Consider the following 21,131-nt stretch of genomic DNA (forward strand, 5'->3'; position numbering starts at 1 on the left):
TAGTTCAATACTGGCGCGTGACACAAATGAATGATATTCATGGCTCAATTAAAATATGTCATGGTTTCACAAATGACCGACCGATTGGAAATTGACGCTCTGCGCGCCCTTCTAGCCATCGCATCCCATGGCGGCGTGACGCGCGCGGCCGAGCATCTGGCGCTGTCGCAATCGGCAGTCAGCCACAAAATCCGACGGTTAGAGCAAGCCCTGGACTGCGATCTGCTGGCGCGCCGACCCGGTGGCCCTCTGTTCACAAATACCGGTCTGCGCCTGTGCGACTATGCCAGTCGAATATGTGCCCTGCACGATGAGGCGTTGGCCAGTTTGGGCAAGAAACCCTTGGCCGGCGCACTCCGGCTGGGCATGACCGAAGACACGGCAACCAGCGACATCGCCCGCATATTGGGTCGTTTCACACGGCTTTACCCGGACGTTCAGGTCCGAACACGCACCAGTCAAAGTCTGAACGTGCAAGAGTGGTTGAAGGCCGGAGAGTTGGATGTCGCCGTCATGCAAATCTTTCGGCACGATACGCGGCCAGATGACCTGATCTTGTTCGAGGACACTCTGCACTGGGTAAAATCCCCGGATTTCCAACTGGATACGACAGCACCTGTTCCCTTTCTGTCCTTCGACAGCCAATGTTTCTATCGCAAATGGGGCTTCGGAGATGGGCAGCTGCAAGGGCACCGCTTCGACAACGTATTAGAATGCCCAAGCGCCACTGGCATTCAGTCGGCCGTGCGGTCCGGTTTGGGCGTCGCCCTGTTGAATGGAATGCATGTCACACCGGACATAGAGGTGATCAAAGGCGTGTTCCCCGATCCCCCGGCCATCGTTTTTGTCGCGCGTATGCATGTTAAGCGCCGAAACCCTGCCGCGATGGCGCTGGTACAAGAGATTAGCCGCGAGGTTGAAGGCGCCAACCCTTTGAAAGTGGTCAGCTGAGTGTTTGTACCGGAAGAGCCTAAACAACGACCTCCACGATAGTCGGGTTTTTCGTCGACTTCTGCGGATAGGAGGAGTGGTTTGGTGAAGGAACCAAAGACCGAGAGTTAGGACAATCAGCTCCTCAGGTCAGGCCTGATCAATTGCGCGGTCCCGTTTCTGCAACGCGCGGATACGCATCCGCTGGGCCGCATGAACATGGGCGCGCATCGCCAGCTCGGCTGCGTCGCCGTCGCGGGCCTGCAAGGCTTCCATCACACGGCGATGCTCACCCGCGGCATCGTCTGCGCGCTGACCATCCAGCATTTGGGATGGACCCAATATCAACAGCGCCTTTTGCAGCGATAACATCGACTTTGTGAGAAAGCGGTTTTTGGCGGCATCCAACAGCGTGGCATGGAAAATACGGTTCAACTGAGCGGCCACCGGACCGGTGCCAGCCTCGGCAAGGCGATCGTTCAGGACATTAAGTTCGTCCAGTTCCACATCCGAAGCCGCGCGTGCGGCCAACCGTGCCGCTGTTCCTTCAAGTACGGCGCGCATTTCATAAAGTTCCATGACTTCCGAATAACTCAGACTGCGAACCGTTGCGCCCAGCCTAGGGACATGCGTCACCAACCCATCTGCTTCGAGTTGCCGTATCGCTTCGCGCACAGGTGTTCGGCTGACACCCAATCTTTCGGACAGCTCGATCTCTCTCAGACGTTCACCAGGTAACAAAACACCCTCGCGAATTTCATCCAGCAAGCGCTGATAAGCGGAATTCCCCTGCGGGCCGGTCTGATTAGGATCTTCTTGAGTTTTCATCATTCTCAATCTTGCATATTGCGTCTCTTTGTATACATTTGGATACATGCTTTCGTCAACGAAATCGGACACTATCCTTGACCGTTTCAAGCCTTCATTTGTCGCCGCTGATGCAACGGTCAGTCACGCTGATATTGGCTATGTTGGGAACTGCAGTTTTTTGGGCGTTGAACCTGCCGCTGCCCTTTCTGTTCGGGCCGATGTCAGCGTGTTTGATTGCAGCTTTGGCACACGCACCCATGCGGGATTTCGGGCAAATCTCGGTCGGGTCCAGAACCATCCTTGGCGTCGCGGTTGGGGCATCAATCACACCCAGCCTGTTCGCAGAACTTCCAAAGATGGCGGCGTCCCTTTTGCTGATACCGGTATTTATCCTGCTGATTGCAATGGTTGGTGTGCCGTTCTTTCGTAAATTTTGGGGCTTTGACGACAAAACTGCGTTTTTTGCGGCCATGCCGGGAGGGTTTCAGGACATGGTTATCTTTGGAGCCGAGGCCGGTGCCAATCCGCGAACCCTGTCCCTAATCCACGGGACGCGCGTATTGATTATCGTCACCCTTGCCCCTTTGTTCCTGACTTTGTTTTACGGTGCCGAGCTGACCAACCCGTTGGGCGAACCTGCCTCGGCCCTCCCCTTGCATGAACTGATACTCATGGCGGTCGCAGCTTTTGTCGGCTGGAAAGGTGGAGAGAAGATCGGGCTTTTCGGTGCTTCAATTCTTGGGCCATTAATCCTGACAGCGGCCTTGTCGCTTGGGGATTTCATCCATACCCGCCCCCCGCGCGAGGCGATCCTGTTCGCCCAGTTCTTCATCGGCTGTGGGATCGGCGTCAAGTTCGTGGGTGTCACCTGGTCGGAACTTAGACGCGTCGTGGCGGCTGGCTTCACCTATGTCATCTTGCTGGCCGTTCTGGCCGCTGCTTTCACGGCAGTGGTCACCACGCTGGGGCTGGGCCGTCCGGTCGAAGCCTTTCTAGCTTTTTCACCGGGCGGTCAGGCAGAGATGACGGTGCTGGCCATCGTATCGGGGGCGGATCTGGGGTATGTGGTCACACACCACCTGGCGCGCATTGTCGTCGTGATCATCGGCGCGCCAATCGCGGCCAACCTACTTCTGCGCTGGTCGAAATCCAGGGATTGACGGATTCACGTCCAAACGCGGCTGGATGAATGTTGATAGGGGATTGTGGCGGAGAGACAGGGATTCGAACCCTGGAGACGGTCTCCCGCCTACACACTTTCCAGGCGTGCGCCTTCGACCACTCGGCCACCTCTCCGTGCCGGCGTTATTTGAACTATCGCCGAGGGATTTGCAAGGCCCCATTGAGGTGAAATTTCACCTGAAATCGAAAGCCTTGCAAAGGCGTTTAAATCTCGTCGCCGTCACCATCAGCCAAATCGCCCTCGGTCATCTCGACAGGATTTGTGGATGGCTTTGTGGACGGTATTTCGTCGGTGTTCTTGCTGGGTTGGGCTTCGCTGCCCTGCAACGCCTCGGGGTTACGCAACCAGAGATCGCGTTGTGCAAACGGGATCTCGATCCCCTCGTCGACGAAGCGCCGGTTGATCTCGTGGTTCATGTCGGATTTGACCGACAACACCCAGTTCACATCGCGCAGGATGGCCCGGATTTCAAAGTCCAGCGAATCTGCACCAAACCCCTGGAACACCACACTGGGTGCTGGATTCGCCAAAACCATCGGATGCGCATTCGCAATCTCACCCAGGATTTTTTCCACCAACCGGGTATCAGTCCCATAGGCGACCCCGACCGGTACAATCACCCGCCCGATCGTATTGCCGCGTGTATAGTTCGTGACAACGCCGCTGATCAGATCCGAGTTCGGAACGATCACATCCGTTCGGTCAAACGTCTCGATCCGCGTGGACCGGACGGAAATATCACGGACGTACCCCATCATCCCATTCACGTCGATCCAATCCCCTTTCGAGATTGGGCGTTCGACCAACAGGATAATGCCCGACACAAAGTTCGACACGATGGTTTGCAGACCAAAGCCGATCCCGACTGACAACGCACCGGCAACAATAGCCAGCGATGACAGGTTGAAACCGGCAATCGTTATCGCAACCAGCGCGGCCAGGAAAATACCGACATACCCGGTGCCCGAAACAATCGCGTTTTGCCCGCCTGGATCAATGCTGGTCTTTGGCAACAGAGAATTGCGCAGCCCGCTTTGCAGCATCCGCGTCAGGCCATAGCCGATGGCAAATATGACAAGGAACGTAAAGAAGTTGCTGGGCGAGATGGTTACCCCGCCAATGTCAAACCCCTGCAGCAGGCGCGACCAGACTTCCTGCAGGTCGGTTTGACGCGCACCCCAATACAGCGCGAGCACGGGCATAGCCACAATGGCCATTGCAAAGCCGATGAGAACCGAAAACAGCGAGTCCTTGGCCTTATCGCCCTGCCCGCCAAGCCAGCCGTAAACAGACGTCAGGAAGCGTTGGACGATGACCAGCGCTGCAATAAGAACCAATGAACGCACGGCCGGGAAAACGATTGCCTCAGCCGCATTCGTATACCCCAGCATCGCTAAAATCGGGCTGGCGATCCCCAGGAAGAACAAAGCGCGTCGAATGAACTCGATCAGTTGGCTGAACCCGGCAGCGCGGGCCGTTTCGGACGGCTCACCTGCATCGACCGGGACATCAACACTGCGGACGCGACGGACGCGAAGAAGAATCAAAGCTGTTGCGACGATGACCGGAAAGGCGACGACGGCGCGCGTCGCATCCGAGATATTTTCGATCTGATCGAACAGGTTCACCAGTTCATGCAGGATCAGGAGCCCGGCAAGAAAATCGAGGTAGACGCGTAACTCAGTGACTTTCTGGCGGGACAGTTTTTTGAACCCCTGCGCCGCTTGCAGCACGTAGACCTGTCGGCCAATCCAGTCATAATAAAGGATGATCGCCGCCCAATAGGGCACGTTTTCCATCAACAGCGTCCCGCGCAGCCCCAGGACACCTGTCATCACAACCGCCTGAACCAGAAGCCAGACGCCGAACCAGGGGAGGATAATACGCAGCAACGAGGTCAGGAACGTCCATACGCCACTTCCCTGCCCCCCAAGTGCTCGCAGACGCGCACCAGCGGCTTCCGACCAGCGCTTACCGTAAAACAGCAGCACGCCGGCGACGAAAACCAAGGCCAGAATTCCCAGCCCACGGGACCGCAATCGTTCATGCACCACGTCAGTTTTCAGGTTCCGACGCGCTTCGTTGAACAACGCTTGCGCAGCTTCGTTCACATCAACCCAAGCCGGTCGCCAGTAGGAGGGGTTCAGGGGCGACGGTCCGCGCTCTAAAAGTTCTTTCGCCTGACGGTCCCGCAAAAGTTTATCTATCTCGGATATCAGACCATTGGCCCGGCTGAATGCCTCTTCTGAGATGATCTGCGGGACGCGCAAACTGTTCAGCTGCTCGTTTAGGTGCTTTCGTAGTGTGGCAATGTCTTCCGGTTCGGTGGCGTCGCCTTCGGGCGCAGCACCAAGAGCCTTGATCTGATTTTCAAGCGTCTGGATGCGTTCGGTGTTTGCACCGCGTGCCCGATTGAAATCATCTCTATAGCCGTTGATCTCTGAGCGCAGGTTTTCGAGCGAAGCGTTCGACGCACGATCGGCCTCGATTACCGTCTCGGCACGGTCCGCCGTTTTGACCCAGCCTTGATAGTATTCGCTTTGACGATCTGTAAGCTGCGCGGCAGCGGGGCCGCAAACTATCGCAAAACAAACCGCAACAAGGGTCAGGAACAGGCGAACACGCCGCAGCATCACACGTCCTCAAAAACGCCGGGGATACTGCGTGGAGCTTCGGTCATCCAGTCCGGGACAGGCAATTCCTTTTCACGCAGAAAGTCCGGGTTGAACAGCTTGGACTGATAGCGAGTTCCGTAGTCACACAGGATGGTCACGATGGTGTGGCCCGGTCCCAGATCTTTGGCCAGACGTACCGCACCAGCCATGTTAATGGCGGTTGAACCGCCCATGACCAGGCCTTCATCGCGCAGCAGATCAAAGATGTAAGGCAGCGCCTCGTTATCCGTCATCTGATACGCAAAGTCAGGTTTGAACCCCTCAAGGTTCTTGGTGATACGCACCTGACCGATGCCTTCGGCGATCGAGCCGCCCTCCATCGCGATTTCGCCGGTGGTGTAATACGAATACAGCCCAGCCCCCATCGGATCGACCAGACCGATCTTGACGCCTTTGGGCTGCAACGCGTCCGCTACGCCCGCCAATGTACCGCCCGAGCCCACGGCACAGACGAACCCGTCAACTTTGCCATCGGTCTGTTCCCAGATTTCGGGACCGGTCGTTTCCACATGCGCCTGACGGTTCGCAACATTGTCGAACTGGTTGGCCCAGATCGCGCCGTTGGGCTCGGTCTGCGCCAGTTCTTCGGCCAAACGACGGGAATAGTGTACGAAATTGTTGGGGTTGCGATACGGTGCGGCCGGAACCTGAACCAGCTGAGCCCCAGCTAGTCGCAGCATGTCCTTTTTCTCTTCGGACTGCGTTTCCGGGATGACAATGACGGTCTTGAACCCCATCGACGCACCAACAAGCGCCAAACCGATCCCGGTGTTACCCGCCGTACCTTCGACAATGGTGCCGCCCGGTTTCAGGTCACCACGCGCAATGGCATCGCGGATGATGTAGAGCGCCGCACGATCCTTGACCGACTGGCCGGGGTTCATGAATTCGGCCTTGCCGAGAATCTCGCACCCGGTCTCTTCGCTGATGCGACGCAGGCGGATCAGCGGGGTTTTTCCGACTGCGTCGGCAAGGTCTCGTGCAATGCGCATGGCGCCCTCATTTCATTTCGGATCAACGCAGATTTACCTGTGGTGCGCGACGACCACAAGCGGCGAAAATCACCCGCGCAGGCGCTCACGGTGACGTGCAAGCCAATGGGCCACCGCCAAAAGCGGCAAATCCTTGAACCCATGACTGTCAACCCTGTCCATGAATTCACTGAAAGGCAGAATCTGGGTTCGGATATCCTCACCCTCCGTTGCCAACCCACCATCTTCGATGGTCATGGTCAGATCAGCCAGCCCGACAAAAAGGTATAGATACTCAGTCGATGACCCGCTGGAGGAATACGCGCCGCCTGCATATTCCAGCCGGTTCAGCGCAATCTGGGCTTCTTCTTCGGCCTCGCGCAGGGCCGCCTGTTCCGGCGTTTCGCCTGGGTCGATCATCCCGGCGACCGGCTCCCACATCCAGGGTTCAGGATCTTCAGCCAGAAAGATCGGTGCCCTAAATTGTTCGACTAACAAAACCGTGTCGCGCACGGGATCATATGGCAGGACGATCACGGCGCTGCCCTGCATCAGGCTGCTGCGGTTCAGCACTTTGCCCATCGAGCCATCGTATTGGCGATGCTGCAATGCGACTTCTTCCATCCCGAAATAATTGACATAGGCCGGTTTACGACCGTGCACGATGACGTCTTTGGCAGTGTCTCGTGCATCACCTGTCGCACGTTGACGGGCAGCCAGCTTTGCCCATGCTCGCGTGCGGATCGACGGAAAGCTTCGCGCAATTTGTTCCGCATCAACCTTGCCGTAAAAACCCATAACCTCTTGCGCGGCGAGCATCGTCATCGCGCCCCACTCATCCAACCAGCCCTGCAGCGACCAGAGACCGCCGCGGTTCCAAAGCCCCGGCTCAGGGTAGAACACAAGGGCTTGCGATATCGACCCGTCGGCCAGATCAACTGTCTGCTCCCGCAGGTCGTAATCAAAGCCACCCTCGTAGAAGACCAAACGGTTCTGATCTTCCTCACTCAATCCCCGGAGCAATAACCCTTTGGCCAGACTGCCTTCCTCATGAACAATCATAGGAAAGGCCTGATCCTGCACGCTATGGACTGCATGATCTTTCAGAGTGGCTTGGGCAAATTCAAGTTCGGACGCTGGACGTCCCAAGACAAGCTCCAGCAATGGCAAGTGCCGCAGCGTGCCATAAAAGAACAGATCTGACACTGTTGGGTTCTTTCGTACTTTAAGTTGTTAGCTCACCGCCACCGGCGGGCTGCTTCCTCGGTGACCAGCCCAGTGATCAGAGCCCCAATGATCAAAGTCCACAAGATTTCGGGCACCACAAGTTGCTGACCATATTCAACACCGATTTTAAAGATGGAGATCAGCGCCTCGAACGGGCCGTCATACCGATGGCGCATTGCCAAGCGGAGCATTTCGTTTACACCCTGAACAAACAGGCCCCAGAACACCAGCGCCGCCATTCCGGTCAAGCCGTTGTTGATTGCGGCCGTCCAGCCCCGGCCGGCACGCTTGCCCATGATCCACCAACCGCAAATCACGCCCAACGCCATGTTTACGTAAGTAAACATACCGTAGTTCTTACCTTCATCACCGTTTTCGATGACCATACTCGAAACTAAGAACGCCACGATCAAAAGGCATAAGCCAGAAACAAGCTTGGGGGCAGTGGGCATTTCTGAAGTCCGTTCCTTAACTCGGTTTCGCTATAGTGATCTGTGTCACATCGCAATTACCGGTGTCAAAGGCTGCTCCGCAGGCGGTCAAATAATAATTCCACATGCGGCGAAAACGCTCATCAAAGCCCATTTCCGAGATTTCGTCCCACTTGCCGTTGAACGTGTCATACCAGCGGCGCAGGGTCAGGTCATAGCTTTTACCGAATTCTTTCGAATTGACGACTTTCAAACCCGCCTGAGCAACTTGTTCCTTCAAAATGGAAGGCGCCGGAAGCATGCCGCCCGGGAAAATATATTTCTGAATGAAATCAATACCGTTACGATACACATCCCATCTATGATCCGCGACAGTGATAATTTGCAACGTCGCTTGCGCCCCGGGTTTTAATCGCTCACGCACAGTGTCGAAATACACAGGCCAGTACTTTTGACCTACCGCTTCGAACATCTCGATCGATGCAATTCCGTCATACTGGCCACGCTCATCCCGGTAATCCTGCAATTTGAATTCAACCAAATCTGAAAGACCAGCATTTTCAATACGCTGCCTCGCAAAATTCAACTGCTCTTGACTGATCGTCAGACCTGTGACCCGCAGGCCACGCTCTTTCGCAGCGTATTCAGCGAACCCACCCCAGCCACAGCCAATCTCAAGAATATGATCTCCGGGTTTTGCACCCATTTCATCGACCATGCTGGCATATTTTGCGGTTTGCGCCTTTTCCAGACTTTCCTGCCCTGTTTCGAACAGTGCGCTGGAATAGGTCATCGTGTCATCAAGCCACAAACGATAGAAATCATTGCCCAGATCATAATGGTACGAGATGTTCTTTTTGGCCTGTGTCCGGTTATTGCGGTGCAACCAGAACCGTAACCGCTCATACATCTGCACAAGGACTTTGCCGGTGAAATCGTCGTAGACCGTTTCATTACCCATATGCACCAGATCCATAAAGGATCGCAGGTCCGGCGTGCTCCAGTCACCTTCCAGATATGCGTCGGAAAAACCAAGTTCACCCTCACGGACCAGGCGGGCAAAAACGTCTGGATTGTGGATATCCACACGCGCAACCGGCCCGGGTTTGGTGCCCTCGGTTCGGAAGACACGACCATCCGGCAGTCCGATGTCCAATCGGCCAGACTGCATCCGGCTAACCATTTTGAATACTTGCGCAAAGTATCTGGGCAGGTCTTTCTGCCCCTCGGTGGTCATCAAAGTCATCCGCTCTCCTCTGTGCGGCCGCGCAAACAGGCTAGGCCGAGTTTGTGTTTGTGGCAAGTTTTCAATTCGTTACTGGTTTTTTCGGCCCTCATAGGCCGCCAATGCACGCGCCCGACCGGCTGCCAAAGTGACAACGGGTTGCGGGTATGGGTCCTGTGGGCTGAGGTTCCATGACTTCGGAACCGCATCAAAATACGCCAGTGCTGTTGCTGGTGGATTGCTCTGCCCCTCAGCAATCCAATGCCGAACGAAGTCCGATTGCGGATCGAATTTTTCCTGCTGGGTATGCGGATTGAAGATGCGAAAGAATGGCGAGGCATCCGGCCCCGACCCTGCAACCCATTGCCAGCCCATAGCGTTTGCCGCCGGATCCCAGTCGACCAGACAATCCGCGAACCAATCCATGCCAATTTTCCAATGCGTCATGAGATGCTTGGTCAGGTAGCTCGCCACGATCATCCGGGCCCGATTGTGCATCCGCCCTGTCACATACATCTGCCGTAACCCCGCATCGACGCCCGGAACGCCGGTTTTCGCCTGCTTCCACGCGAGAACTTCGGGCTGCTCCGCATCAGTATTCCAGGGAAATCTATCCCACTCCGGCTTCCAATTACCGCTGAGCAAGGATGGAGTGTGATACATCAGGTGATAAGCAAACTCGCGCCAGACCAATTGGCGCAAATAGGGTTCGCCCCCCTGAACTCCCGTCATCCCGGCCCGCTGAACTGCGTGCCAGACACTGCGCGGGCCTATTTCACCTAAAGACAGATATTCGGACAGGTTGGATGTTCCGTCCAAGTCCATACGATCCCGGTGATCTGAATAGTCGGGGATGCGGTCCAGAAATTGATGCAACGCCTCAAAAGCTGCGGTTTCGCCCGGTCGGACATGGGGTGTGACCACGGATGCTCCGCGGCGCATCTGCGCGCCCAGATGCCAATCCTCAAGGTTTTCAGAAACGGGCCACATCGCGGGCGGTATGAGATGAGACACAGCGTTGTTTGGGGCCGGAACATCCCGGCTGCGCACTGAACGCCACATTGGAGTGAACACACGGAACGGCTGCCCTGTTTTCGTCGCAACTGTCCAAGGTTCGAACAAAAGATGGCCCGCGAAGGATTTAACCGTGATACTCTGGTCGGTCAGAGCCGTCTTGACTTTCGTATCTCTGGCAATGGCGTCTGGGTCATAGGCCCGAGACCAAAACACATCGCTTGCACCAGTTTCGACGACAAGCTGCTGCAAAACGGTCAGCGCATCCCCATGCCGCAGGATCAGGCGCCCGCCAGCCTGTTCTAGCGCCTGGGCAAAAGCCTTTAGGCCCAATCCAAGACGCCATTTCGGCGCTGCGCCCAAAGCCTGGACCGTGTGGTCCAGAATGAAAACTGGTATGATCGGTCGCCCGCTCTCAAGCGCGGCGCTCAGTGCAGGGTGATCCGACAGGCGCAAATCCCGTCGGAACCACATTATGATCGGTGACCGCTGCTGTTCCATGTCCGCCCTGCTCTTTTCTTCTTTCTTCGGTTACGAAGCAGAGGCGGAATTGGATCACAAAACGTCGTCTAGTGCATTCAAAAGCTGATCAATTTCCTGTTGAGACGTATAGTGCGTGAAACTGACCCGCAGCACGCCCTGATCCGGATCAACCCCCATCGCGGTCAACGGGCGCACGGCATAGAAATCACCTCCGCCGGCCATGATTCCATATCCAGTCAGATCGGCGGCAACCGCTTCGGCATTGCGGTTCAGCGCCAGGGCCACAGTCGGCGCGCGGTGGCTGGCATCGGATGTTCCGATCAGGCGAACGGCGTTGCGGTCTTTGACCGCATCCAGAACTGGTTGCAGCAATGCGACCTCGTGCGAGCGCATCAGATCATGGGCGAATGAACCACGCTCGGCCGCTTCGCCGGTTGGCCCGCTATGATGGTCGCACAGCAGATCAATATAATCCGCCATGCCCGCGCTGGCCGCAATCTGGGCATGGTCCGGTCCCGCCGGAGTAAACCGTTGGTACAGCACGTCGCCGTTGAAATAGTGCCCCTGGTTCGGCAGCATCTCCCCCAGCGTACGCCGGATGACCATACAACCCTGATGCGGCCCATATGTTTTGTAGGCCGAAAACAGATAGATATCCGGCCCCAGATCACCAACATTCGGAAACCCGTGTGGTGCATAGGATACGCCGTCAACGCATACAAATGCCCCCGCCGCATGGGCAATCGCGGTGATCTCGGTAACCGGGTTGATCTCTCCGATCACGTTCGAGCAATGGGGAAAACACACCAGACGCACGTTTTCATCCAATAGGTTTTCCAGATCCATCGGATTCAACGACCCGGTTTCGGGATCAATCTGCCATTCGCGGATTTCGATCCCCTCGTCCGCTAGCCGCCGCCACGGACCTGAATTTGCCTCATGATCCTGATTGGTGACAATGATGGCCTCACCCGGTTGCATCCATTGGCGGAAAGCTTGCGCCAGAACATAGGTGTTCTGCGTGGTCGAAGGGCCAAAGCTCAACTCATCCGTCTCGACGCCCAATATGGCTGCCATGCGTGCCCGGGCTTCGTCCATTTCCTCGCCGGCAAGACGGCTGGCCTCATAGGGTGCATAGGGTTGCACTTTGCGCTGGGTATAATACCGCGTCAGGCGGTCGAGAACCGGCTTGCAAGTGTATGACCCACCAGCGTTTTCGAAGAATGCCTGCCCTTGCAGGCTGGGCTCGGAAAAGGCCGGAAACTGTGACCGGACAAAATTGATATCCAGAGTGCTCATGGCACTTCTCTCCTTGATCATGCGCGTTCATTCAAGAGGTGTCCGAGCATGATTTCGAAACCCTCAGAAATCATGGCAGGTCTTCCAGCCCAGTCCACGCGATAGGCGCAGACAGCCCCCGCTACCGATCCGGCACGGGAACGCGGTCAAATTGCAAGGACTGAGATGGTTCGTCAAGCGTTCAGGTTTGCTAAACGCGCACAAAAAAGCCGGGCATCCAAACCCGGCTTTTAAGCAAACTGTAAAGCGGTTTAGCCCTGAACTTTGGTGTAGGTCCCCTCACCGGCCAAAATGCCCCGGAACCCGCCCGGTTCGTCCAGCCCGAAGACAATCAACGGCAGATTGTTGTCGCGCGCCAGCGCAATGGCCGACGCGTCCATGACCCGCAGGCGTTTGGCCAGAACATCATCATAGCTGACGGTGTCGTACCGCACGGCATCCGCGTGTTCCTTGGGGTCCTTGTCATAAACACCATCGACGCCATTTTTACCCATGAAGATCGCCTGACACGCCATTTCGTTGGCGCGCAGGGTCGCGGCGGTGTCGGTGGTGAAATACGGGTTTCCGGTTCCGGCAGCAAAGATGCAGACCCGTTTTTTCTCAAGGTGGCGCACGGCGCGACGGCGAATGTAGGGCTCGCAAACCTCATCCATGCGGATGGCTGAGATTACCCGGGTGAAAACGCCGATTTCTTCCAGCGCGGACTGCATCCCCAGCGCGTTCATGACCGTTGCCAGCATGCCCATGTAATCAGCCGTAGTCCGTTCCATCCCCTGTGCCGATCCGCTGAGACCGCGGAAGATGTTGCCCCCGCCAATCACCATGCAGATCTCGACACCCAAATCGTGCACAGATTTGATCTCTTGCGCGATGCGCTGAACTGTGGGCGGATGCAGGCCAAACCCCTGATCGCCCATAAGCGCCTCGCCCGAGATTTTCAGCATTACGCGATCATACCTTGCCTTTGTGATTTCGGCGGTGTCGGTGGTCGGGGAAATGGTCATGTTGCGCTCCGGGCTGGCACGGGTTTATTTTCAGGCGCAAAATGAAGCAAAACCGCCGCAGGTTCAATGCGATTGGTAAGGAATAAGGCAGTCCGAGATGACCGAACCCGCGAGATCGCAGATATTGGGCCGCCTGCCCCCCATTCCTGATGGGAAACCTGTTCTGATTGCCGGTCCAACCGCGTCCGGAAAGTCCGCCCTTGCCCTGTTGATCGCCGAACAGTTCGGCGGCGTCATCGTGAATGCCGATGCCAGCCAGGTCTACGATTGCTGGCGCGTAATTTCCGCCCGTCCGTCGGCTGAGGAGGAAGCCCGCGCGCCGCATCTTCTGTACGGACATATCTCATATGATCAGGACTACTCCACCGGCCATTGGCTGCGCGAGGTGAAACCGCTGCTGACCGGCGGCGCACGCCCCATTATTGTAGGGGGCACCGGCCTATATTTTTCTGCGCTGACCGAAGGTATGGCCGATATTCCACCTACACCGTCCGAAATCCGGGCCGAGGCGGACAGCCTGACCTTGCAGACTCTGATCGCGGGTGTGGATGCGCAGACACTGGCCCGGATCGACACACAAAACCGCGCCCGTGTTCAGCGGGCATGGGAAGTGTACAATGCCACCGGTCGAAACCTCAGTGACTGGCAAGACGCCACACCACCCCCGGTTTTGGACGTGAAGAAAACAGTGCCCATCGTTTTCGACGTGGATAAACAATGGCTTTTGGACCGCATCACGCGCCGCTTTGACCTGATGTTGGACACCGGTGCATTGACCGAGGTTGAAAGGATGCGGGACCGCTATGATCCGTCGCTTCCGGCATTCAAAGCCATCGGAGTACCCGAGTTGATGGCCTATTTCGACGGCACCATGATGTTGGATGAGGCCCGCGAACGGGCCACGATCTCGACCCGCCAATTCGCCAAACGACAGCGCACCTGGTTTCGCGCCCGCATGAAAAGCTGGAATCGGGTTGATTTATCAAAGTGATACCTGATGCGGTTGAAGTCGCACTGATCGCGAACACACATGCAGAGAATTCGCGGCGAATCCACTGGCGCGAAACTGAACCTGCCAAGGGATTCCCCTGGGGCTGAAAAAGCTGATAGCGTTAAACTCAGCCCGTCAATGTCGTTTTTGTACCTCGAATGACGATTTCGAACATTGACCTCACCAAAATTCTGGTGCCGAATGTCGGTCATGGGGATGTCCGAAATCCGAGATCAGAAGACCAATGAACCTGCCGGCCTGAGCATTCCGGCCTGAGCGGTTCGCCACTTCATCCAAAAAATACTGTCTCACAGGGAGTAACGTTAATGAATAATCAAACAATGACCGGAGCACCGATGCACTGGGCGGCAGAAATGCACGCACAGGAATATCGGGACGGCAAACTGAACCGACGCGAGTTTTTGACCCGCACCACGGGCCTTGGGGTCACCGCCGCCGCAGCCTATGGCATGATCGGACTGGCTGCCCCGGCGCGAGCGGCCGGAGAAGATGCAAAGAAAGAAGGCGGCACCCTGCGCGTTCAGCAGGAAGTGCGCGCCCTGAAAGACCCACGCACCTATGACTGGTCGCAGATCGCGAACGTCACCCGCGGCACGCTCGAGTATCTGGTCGAGTACAACTCGGACGGTACGTTCCGCGGCATGTTGCTGGAGGGCTGGGAAGTCAACGACGACGCAACCGTTTACACTCTGAAAGTCCGCCCGGGCGTCAAATGGAACAACGGTGACGACTTCACCGCGGAAGATGTGGCCCGCAACATTGGGCGCTGGTGTGACAAGAGTTCGGAAACCAACTCGATGGCAGGTCGCTTTGCGACACTGATCGATCCTGAATCTGGTCAGGCCATTGACGGCGCAATCGAAGTTGTCGATGCCAACACCGTCAAACTGAACCTGCCAGCTTCTGACATCTCGCTGATTGCGGGCATGGCAGATTATCCGGCGGCTATTGTACACAGCTCGTTCAGTGAAACCGATCTGCTCAACAATGTGGGCACCGGCGCATATCTTGTGCAGGAATTGGAAGTCGGCGTGAAAGCCACCCTCGTTCGCAACGAGAACCACACTTGGTGGGGCGAAGAAATCTTTGGTCGCCCGGCGCTGGACAGCATCGTCTACATTGACTACGGCACCGACCCGTCCGCATGGCTGGCCGCGCTGGAATCCGATGAAGTCGACATGTTGTATGAATCGGTTGGTGAATTCATCGATGTGATGGACAGCCTCGGCTATGTGAAGTCCGAAGTTGTAACCATGAACACCATCGTCGTCCGCCCGAACCAGTTGGCCGAGATTGACGGCAAGAAGCCTTACGAAGACAAGCGTGTGCGTCAGGCTCTGCAAATGGCGGTTGATAACTCGATCTGTCTGGAATTGGGTTACGGCGGTCGCGGTTCGCCTGCGGAAAACCACCATGTTGGTCCAATCCACCCGGACTATTACGAACTGCCGCCGCAGAAGGTTGACCCGGAAGGCGCGCGCGCGCTGATGGAAGAAGCCGGAATGATCGATTTCGAGCACGAGCTGATCTCGATCGACGATGACTGGCGCCGGAACACCACCGACGCGGTTGCAGCGCAGCTGCGTGACGCGGGTATCAAGGTCAAGCGGACCGTTCTGCCGGGCAACACGTTCTGGAACGACTGGGCGAAATACCCCTACAGCTCGACCAACTGGAACCACCGTCCACTGGGCGTGCAAATCTGGGCTCTGGCCTATCGTACCGGTGAAGCCTGGAACGAATTCGGCTGGGCAAATGCCGAGTTTGACGCGCTTCTGACCGAAGCGCTGGCCATCGCGGATGCCGACAAGCGCCGTGAAGTGGTCGCCAAGGGCGAGGCGATGATCCAGGAAGAAGGCGTCACCATTCAGCCTTACTGGCGTTCGCTGTATCGCCACATGAAGGACGGTCTTGTCGGCACCGACATGCACGTGTCCTTCGAGCACCACCACTATAAATGGGGTTGGGCGGCCTAAAACCTGCCAGACGTTAATGGGGGCGCCTGAACAGGGCGCCCCTTTCCAGCCGCAGACAGGCCGACACGGGGTCGGATGTCCGAGGCCAGACAATGGTCCAATGATCTGCGGAACACCCGAACAACAGGGGCCATCATGGGACTATTCATCCTCCGACGGTTCGGCGTCATGCTTCTTACTGCATTGTGCCTGACTTTCGTGGTCTTCTTTCTGACCAACCTCTACCCGAACCTGGAAAAGCTTGCGAAAACGCAGGGCAACCAGCGGATGTCCGACGAACAGGTTGAGACCTGGCTGGACAATCGCGGCTATCTGCAACCCACTCTCGTCAAGTACGGTCAATGGCTGGGCGTTCTCCCTGGCTTTTCCAAGACACTTGACGACGGTACGTTCCTTGGGACTTGTACCCGCCCGGGATCGACCGAGGAAACGACGCCCAGATATTGCGGCGTATTGCAGGGTGACTGGGGTTACTCAACCGTTTTCAAGGATGATGTCGGCAAAATCGTTGGTATACGTCTCGGCAATACCGGCTATCTTATGTTCTGGGTTCTGGTTTTGATGGTGCCATCTGCGCTGCTGGTGGGTGTGTTGGCCGGGATGCGCGAAGGATCAGCATTGGACCGGTCCCTGTCCACATTCTCGATCATTACCACGGCGACGCCGGAATATGTGTCGGGCGTGATCTTCATCGCGATCTTCACGTCGTCGACCGTCGGCCTGAAATGGTTCAAGGGCACGGCGACGTCAGCGATGGACAACCCAACCTTCGAGAACTTCTTCCTGCCGGTACTGACCATCTCACTGTACGGGATGGGCTATATCGCCCGGATGACCCGCGCGTCGATGACCGAGGTCATGACGGCGCAGTACATCCGAACCGCGCGGCTTAAAGGTGTTTCCTTTGGCAACATCGTTATGAAGCACGCGCTGCGAAACGCGCTGATCGCGCCCTTTACCGTCATCATGCTGCAGTTCCCATGGCTGCTGAATGGCGTGGTGATTGTTGAAACCCTGTTCAACTACAAAGGTTTCGGTTGGGCACTGGTACAGGCTGCAGGCAACAACGACATTCAGCTCTTGCTGGCGATTTCGGTCGTGTCGGTCTTTGTCGTGCTGGTGACGCAGCTGATCTCCGATATCGGCTATGTCTACCTCAACCCGCGCATCCGTATTTCTTAAGGGAGATAGATCATGGAACCTCTAAGCTGGACCGGCTCTATCGCCATTCTGAACCCTATCCTGATGATCGCGCTTGCCGCGTTGATCGTATCAATTGTCGTTTGGATTATCGGCAGCATTGTACTGCCCGAATCCCCGATGAGCGTGAATATCGATGGCACCATAAGCGGCGGCAACGGGCTACGTGGGCTAACACAAAAGGCCCTGAGATACAGCTTTTCTGCCTGTGTCGCGCTTGCCTTGGCCTACATCGTCCTTGGCATCCTGATGGGGACCAGTGCCGGGATAATCGGAGCGATCTCGCAGCAGTTTCTTCCTGTGTGGTTGTCGCTGATCATCCTGTTTGCAATGTCGATTGCCTTCAAACGTCGCCTCGGCCTTTACGGCAAACTGTTCGACAGCCCCATCGGCATGATCGGTTTTGGCCTTGTGATGTTCTGGGTCTTCACCGGCATCTTCGGCGCGCTTGATCTTATCATCACACATGACCCTTTGGTTCAAGTATCGGGCATGAAGAACAAAGTACCGGGAACACCGCTGCCAAGCCCCGAAGAAGGTGAGTATGCCTGGTACCTTCTGGGCGGCGACAACCTTGCCCGCGACGTCTTTAGCCGAATGGTCAAAGGTGCGTGGATCGTAGTTCAGATCGCTCCGCTTGCGACCATGTTTGCTTTCATGGTCGGGATCACTCTGGGCCTGCCGGCCGGGTACTACGGAGGACGTCTGGACACGTTCCTGTCCTTCCTTGCCAACCTGATCCTGGCTTTCCCGGTAATCCTGTTGTTCTACCTGCTGGTAACACCCGAAATCGTGGCGACAGGCGTGCCTAACTATATGGCAGCCGTTTTGTTCATATTCCCGATCTTGTTCATCGGCGTTCTGCTGAACTCGCGGTATTACACCCGCCCGAATTTCCGCACTCCGCTGTTGATCGGGGTTCTGGGTATCGCGCTGTGGCTGTATCTGTCGCTGATTTCGACCGATGGCTACATCATCAACACCGATGATTACGGCATTTGGGGCTTGCCGACCTATCTGGACCTGTTCGATATCCCTGGCGGTATCCTCGTGGTGTTTGTTTCGGTTGTCTTCGTGAACTCACCCACCGTGTTCCGCATCGTGCGCGGTCTCGCGCTGGACATCAAAACACGGGATTACGTGGCTGCGGCACAGACCCGTGGCGAAGGCCCGTGGTACATCATGCTGTGGGAAATCCTGCCCAATGCACGTGGTCCGCTGATCGTCGATTTCTGTCTGCGTATCGGCTATACCACGATCCTGTTGGGAACCTTGGGTTTCTTTGGATTGGGACTGCCGCCGGAAAGCCCGGATTGGGGCTCTACGATCAACGAAGGGCGCAAGCTGTTGTCGATCTATCTGCACCCTGCCCTTCCGCCTGCCTTTGCCTTGCTGTCGCTGGTTCTTGGTCTGAACCTGCTGGCAGATGGCCTGCGCGAAGAAAGCCTGAAGGACTGATGTGAGAGCGACCGGGGGCTTTGCCCCCGGACCCCCAGGATATTTTTAGCCAGATGAAGGGGATCCCCGGACTCTCGCGAGGAGATACAAGATGAACAAATTGGCGGAATATGACGGCCCAATTCTTGAGATCGACAAACTTTCGATTTCTTTCTTCACCCGCCTTCGGGAAATTCCCGCCGTGATGGATTTTTCGGTCAGCGTACAGCCCGGCGAGGCTGTTGGACTGGTAGGGGAATCCGGTTGTGGCAAGTCCACTGTGGCACTTGGGGTCATGCAGGACCTCGGCAAGAACGGGCGGGTTGTAGGCGGTTCGATCAAGTTCAAAGGGCGCGATCTGGCCGAGATGAGCGCGGATGAATTGCGCGATATTCGCGGCAATGAGATCGCGATGATCTATCAGGAACCGATGGCCTCGCTGAACCCTGCGATGAAGATCGGCAAGCAATTGATGGAAGTCCCGATGATCCACGAGGGAGTCGGCAAGGAAGAGGCCTATGCCCGTGCATTGGAAGTGGTAACGGACGTACGCCTGCCCGACCCCGAGCGGATGCTGAATTCGTTCCCCCATCAGCTTTCAGGGGGGCAGCAGCAGCGTATCGTGATCGCGATGGCTCTGATGTCGAAGCCGGCGCTGTTGATTCTGGATGAACCGACAACCGCACTGGATGTGACGGTTGAGGCCGCCGTAGTCGAGTTAGTCAGGGATTTGGGTAAGAAATACGGCACCTCGATGCTGTTCATCTCGCACAATCTTGGTCTGGTTCTGGAAACCTGTGACCGGCTTTGCGTGATGTATTCGGGTGAGGCAGTCGAGCGCGGCTCGATCCACGATGTGTTCGACGAGATGCAGCACCCTTATACGCAGGCGCTGTTCCGCTCGATCCCGCTGCCGGGGGCAGACAAGAACGCCCGCCCACTGGTGGCCATTCCCGGGAACTTTCCCCTGCCCCACGAACGCCCGTCAGGTTGCAACTTTGGCCCACGCTGCGACTATTTCGAAGAAGGCCGCTGCGACGCGCAGAATATTCTGATGGAGCCTGTGCCCGGCAATGACCGCCACCACACACGCTGTTTGAAGTTCAAGGAGATTGACTGGAACGCCCCGATCACTTTGGCCGACAAGAAAGAAAAAGGTGAAATCGGCCGCGTTGTCCTAAAAATGGACAACCTCAAGAAATACTATGAAGTAGCCGCCAATGCGTTGTTCGGGGGCGGTGAGAAGAAGGTGGTCAAGGCCAACGAAACACTGAGCTTTGAGGCACATGAATCTGAGACGCTGGCGATTGTGGGCGAATCTGGGTGCGGTAAATCCACCTTTGCCAAGGTTTTGATGGGGCTTGAAACGGCCACAGATGGGCAAATCCTGCTAGACAACCGCAATATCGAGGACGTTCCGATCGAAGAGCGGGATGCCAAGACCGTGGGCGAAGTTCAAATGGTGTTCCAGAACCCGTTTGACACTCTGAACCCCTCGATGACCGTTGGGCGACAAATCATCCGCGCGCTGGAAATCTTTGGCGTGGGAAATTCCGAGGCCGAACGAAAACAACGCATGCTGGAATTGTTGGACCTGGTGAAGCTACCGCGCGCCTTTGCCGATCGGATGCCGCGTCAGTTGTCCGGTGGACAGAAACAGCGCGTCGGTATTGCGCGCGCCTTTGCCGGCGATGCGCGGATCGTTGTTGCGGACGAACCTGTGTCGGCTTTGGATGTGTCTGTACAGGCGGCGGTGACCGACCTGTTGATGGAGATTCAGCGCGAACACAAGACCACCTTGCTGTTCATCAGTCACGACCTGTCGATTGTGCGCTATCTTAGCGACCGGGTGATGGTGATGTATCTGGGCCATGTGGTCGAGCTGGGGAGCACCGATCAGGTGTTCTCGCCGCCCTATCACCCCTATACCGAAGCGTTGCTGAGTGCTGTTCCCATCGCGGATACGTCGGTTGAAAAAGCGCATATCGTTCTGGATGGTGATATCCCCTCGGCCATGAACCCGCCCCCGGGGTGCCCTTTCCAGACGCGCTGTCGCTGGAAATCCGAAGTGCCGGGCGGGCTGTGCGAGAAAGATGTGCCGCCGGTAAAAACCCTGACGGACGGACATCAGGTCAAATGCCATCTGTCCGAAGAAGTTCTGGCTCGAATGGAGCCGGTCATCAAAATCGCGGCCGAGTAACGGCCCAAACGCAAAGAACCGGCCACAGCGCCGGTTCTTTTCTGACTTGGGTTG

General features: G+C 56.6%; 16 protein-coding genes and 1 tRNA gene. 7 read left to right on the forward strand and 10 right to left on the reverse strand.

Annotation, left to right across the window (positions count from 1 at the left end):
• Window positions 1–39: 39 nt before the first annotated feature.
• Entirely contained in the window at window positions 40–951 is a 912-nt protein-coding gene (locus AC2FLJ_RS02000) for a LysR family transcriptional regulator (RefSeq protein ID WP_496704319.1), read from the forward strand.
• Between the two features lie 129 nt (window positions 952–1,080).
• On the opposite strand, the gene AC2FLJ_RS02005 is transcribed toward AC2FLJ_RS02000, so the two are convergent.
• A complete protein-coding gene (locus tag AC2FLJ_RS02005; protein WP_496704320.1) occupies window positions 1,081–1,761 on the reverse strand; it encodes a GntR family transcriptional regulator in 681 nt (226 codons plus the stop codon).
• A gap of 107 nt (window positions 1,762–1,868) precedes the next feature.
• Between AC2FLJ_RS02005 and AC2FLJ_RS02010 the strand changes: the two genes are divergently transcribed.
• Window positions 1,869–2,900 (forward strand): AbrB family transcriptional regulator, encoded by a 1,032-nt coding sequence (locus AC2FLJ_RS02010; RefSeq protein WP_496704488.1) that lies wholly within the window; start codon window positions 1,869–1,871, stop codon window positions 2,898–2,900.
• A gap of 46 nt (window positions 2,901–2,946) precedes the next feature.
• Here AC2FLJ_RS02010 and AC2FLJ_RS02015 read toward each other — a convergent pair.
• From AC2FLJ_RS02015 to pyrH, 9 genes are all read right to left on the reverse strand, one after another.
• Window positions 2,947–3,036, reverse strand: a tRNA-Ser gene (locus AC2FLJ_RS02015).
• Window positions 3,037–3,126: 90 nt separating this feature from the next.
• Window positions 3,127–5,556: a DUF3772 domain-containing protein gene (locus AC2FLJ_RS02020; RefSeq protein ID WP_496695236.1), complete on the reverse strand. Its 2,430-nt coding sequence runs from the start codon at window positions 5,554–5,556 to the stop codon at window positions 3,127–3,129.
• On the reverse strand, window positions 5,556–6,590 hold the full coding sequence (locus tag AC2FLJ_RS02025; RefSeq protein ID WP_108858796.1) for a cysteine synthase A: 1,035 nt from the start codon (window positions 6,588–6,590) through the stop codon (window positions 5,556–5,558). The genes AC2FLJ_RS02020 and AC2FLJ_RS02025 overlap by 1 nt, the downstream gene beginning before the upstream one ends.
• A gap of 69 nt (window positions 6,591–6,659) precedes the next feature.
• Window positions 6,660–7,775 (reverse strand): NUDIX domain-containing protein, encoded by a 1,116-nt coding sequence (locus tag AC2FLJ_RS02030; RefSeq protein WP_496695234.1) that lies wholly within the window; start codon window positions 7,773–7,775, stop codon window positions 6,660–6,662.
• A gap of 32 nt (window positions 7,776–7,807) precedes the next feature.
• Entirely contained in the window at window positions 7,808–8,248 is a 441-nt protein-coding gene (locus AC2FLJ_RS02035; protein WP_058273774.1) for a TrgA family protein, read from the reverse strand.
• A gap of 16 nt (window positions 8,249–8,264) precedes the next feature.
• Complete coding sequence (locus AC2FLJ_RS02040) at window positions 8,265–9,473, reverse strand: class I SAM-dependent methyltransferase (protein ID WP_496695232.1); 1,209 nt, start codon at window positions 9,471–9,473, stop codon at window positions 8,265–8,267.
• 69 nt (window positions 9,474–9,542) lie between these two features.
• A complete protein-coding gene (locus AC2FLJ_RS02045; RefSeq protein WP_496704321.1) occupies window positions 9,543–10,967 on the reverse strand; it encodes a cryptochrome/photolyase family protein in 1,425 nt (474 codons plus the stop codon).
• 54 nt (window positions 10,968–11,021) lie between these two features.
• On the reverse strand, window positions 11,022–12,248 hold the full coding sequence (locus AC2FLJ_RS02050) for an aminotransferase class V-fold PLP-dependent enzyme (RefSeq protein ID WP_496704322.1): 1,227 nt from the start codon (window positions 12,246–12,248) through the stop codon (window positions 11,022–11,024).
• A gap of 251 nt (window positions 12,249–12,499) precedes the next feature.
• Window positions 12,500–13,252, reverse strand: coding sequence for a UMP kinase (pyrH, locus tag AC2FLJ_RS02055; RefSeq protein ID WP_109312162.1), 753 nt, complete (start codon window positions 13,250–13,252; stop codon window positions 12,500–12,502).
• 97 nt (window positions 13,253–13,349) lie between these two features.
• Here pyrH and miaA point away from each other — a divergent pair, with 97 nt between their 5' ends.
• From miaA to AC2FLJ_RS02080, 5 genes are all read left to right on the forward strand, one after another.
• Window positions 13,350–14,243, forward strand: a complete 894-nt coding sequence (gene miaA / locus AC2FLJ_RS02060; protein ID WP_496704323.1) for a tRNA (adenosine(37)-N6)-dimethylallyltransferase MiaA — start codon at window positions 13,350–13,352, stop codon at window positions 14,241–14,243.
• 326 nt (window positions 14,244–14,569) lie between these two features.
• The gene (locus tag AC2FLJ_RS02065; RefSeq protein WP_282151047.1) at window positions 14,570–16,240 is read left to right on the forward strand and encodes an ABC transporter substrate-binding protein; all 1,671 of its coding nucleotides are present in this window, start codon (window positions 14,570–14,572) and stop codon (window positions 16,238–16,240) included.
• Between the two features lie 135 nt (window positions 16,241–16,375).
• A complete protein-coding gene (locus tag AC2FLJ_RS02070) occupies window positions 16,376–17,422 on the forward strand; it encodes an ABC transporter permease (RefSeq protein WP_496704324.1) in 1,047 nt (348 codons plus the stop codon).
• A 12-nt stretch (window positions 17,423–17,434) separates the two neighbouring features.
• Complete coding sequence (locus AC2FLJ_RS02075; RefSeq protein ID WP_496704325.1) at window positions 17,435–18,898, forward strand: ABC transporter permease; 1,464 nt, start codon at window positions 17,435–17,437, stop codon at window positions 18,896–18,898.
• 91 nt (window positions 18,899–18,989) lie between these two features.
• Complete coding sequence (locus tag AC2FLJ_RS02080) at window positions 18,990–21,077, forward strand: dipeptide ABC transporter ATP-binding protein (protein ID WP_496704326.1); 2,088 nt, start codon at window positions 18,990–18,992, stop codon at window positions 21,075–21,077.
• The last annotated feature ends 54 nt before the right edge of the window (window positions 21,078–21,131 follow it).

This window comes from Ruegeria sp. CDSA034, assembly GCF_059612275.1.

Bases quoted from the DNA above. Each gene is read 5' to 3' on its own strand.
- AC2FLJ_RS02005 (WP_496704320.1), bottom strand. From the start codon at position 1,761: ATGATGAAAACTCAAGAAGATCCTAATCAGACCGGCCCGCAGGGGAAT.
- miaA (WP_496704323.1), top strand. From the start codon at position 13,350: ATGACCGAACCCGCGAGATCGCAGATATTGGGCCGCCTGCCCCCCATT.
- AC2FLJ_RS02070 (WP_496704324.1), top strand. From the start codon at position 16,376: ATGGGACTATTCATCCTCCGACGGTTCGGCGTCATGCTTCTTACTGCA.
- AC2FLJ_RS02035 (WP_058273774.1), bottom strand. From the start codon at position 8,248: ATGCCCACTGCCCCCAAGCTTGTTTCTGGCTTATGCCTTTTGATCGTG.
- AC2FLJ_RS02040 (WP_496695232.1), bottom strand. From the start codon at position 9,473: ATGACTTTGATGACCACCGAGGGGCAGAAAGACCTGCCCAGATACTTT.
- AC2FLJ_RS02080 (WP_496704326.1), top strand. From the start codon at position 18,990: ATGAACAAATTGGCGGAATATGACGGCCCAATTCTTGAGATCGACAAA.
- AC2FLJ_RS02000 (WP_496704319.1), top strand. From the start codon at position 40: ATGGCTCAATTAAAATATGTCATGGTTTCACAAATGACCGACCGATTG.
- AC2FLJ_RS02045 (WP_496704321.1), bottom strand. From the start codon at position 10,967: ATGGAACAGCAGCGGTCACCGATCATAATGTGGTTCCGACGGGATTTG.
- pyrH (WP_109312162.1), bottom strand. From the start codon at position 13,252: ATGACCATTTCCCCGACCACCGACACCGCCGAAATCACAAAGGCAAGG.
- AC2FLJ_RS02020 (WP_496695236.1), bottom strand. From the start codon at position 5,556: ATGCTGCGGCGTGTTCGCCTGTTCCTGACCCTTGTTGCGGTTTGTTTT.
- AC2FLJ_RS02075 (WP_496704325.1), top strand. From the start codon at position 17,435: ATGGAACCTCTAAGCTGGACCGGCTCTATCGCCATTCTGAACCCTATC.
- AC2FLJ_RS02050 (WP_496704322.1), bottom strand. From the start codon at position 12,248: ATGAGCACTCTGGATATCAATTTTGTCCGGTCACAGTTTCCGGCCTTT.
- AC2FLJ_RS02010 (WP_496704488.1), top strand. From the start codon at position 1,869: ATGCAACGGTCAGTCACGCTGATATTGGCTATGTTGGGAACTGCAGTT.
- AC2FLJ_RS02025 (WP_108858796.1), bottom strand. From the start codon at position 6,590: ATGCGCATTGCACGAGACCTTGCCGACGCAGTCGGAAAAACCCCGCTG.
- AC2FLJ_RS02065 (WP_282151047.1), top strand. From the start codon at position 14,570: ATGAATAATCAAACAATGACCGGAGCACCGATGCACTGGGCGGCAGAA.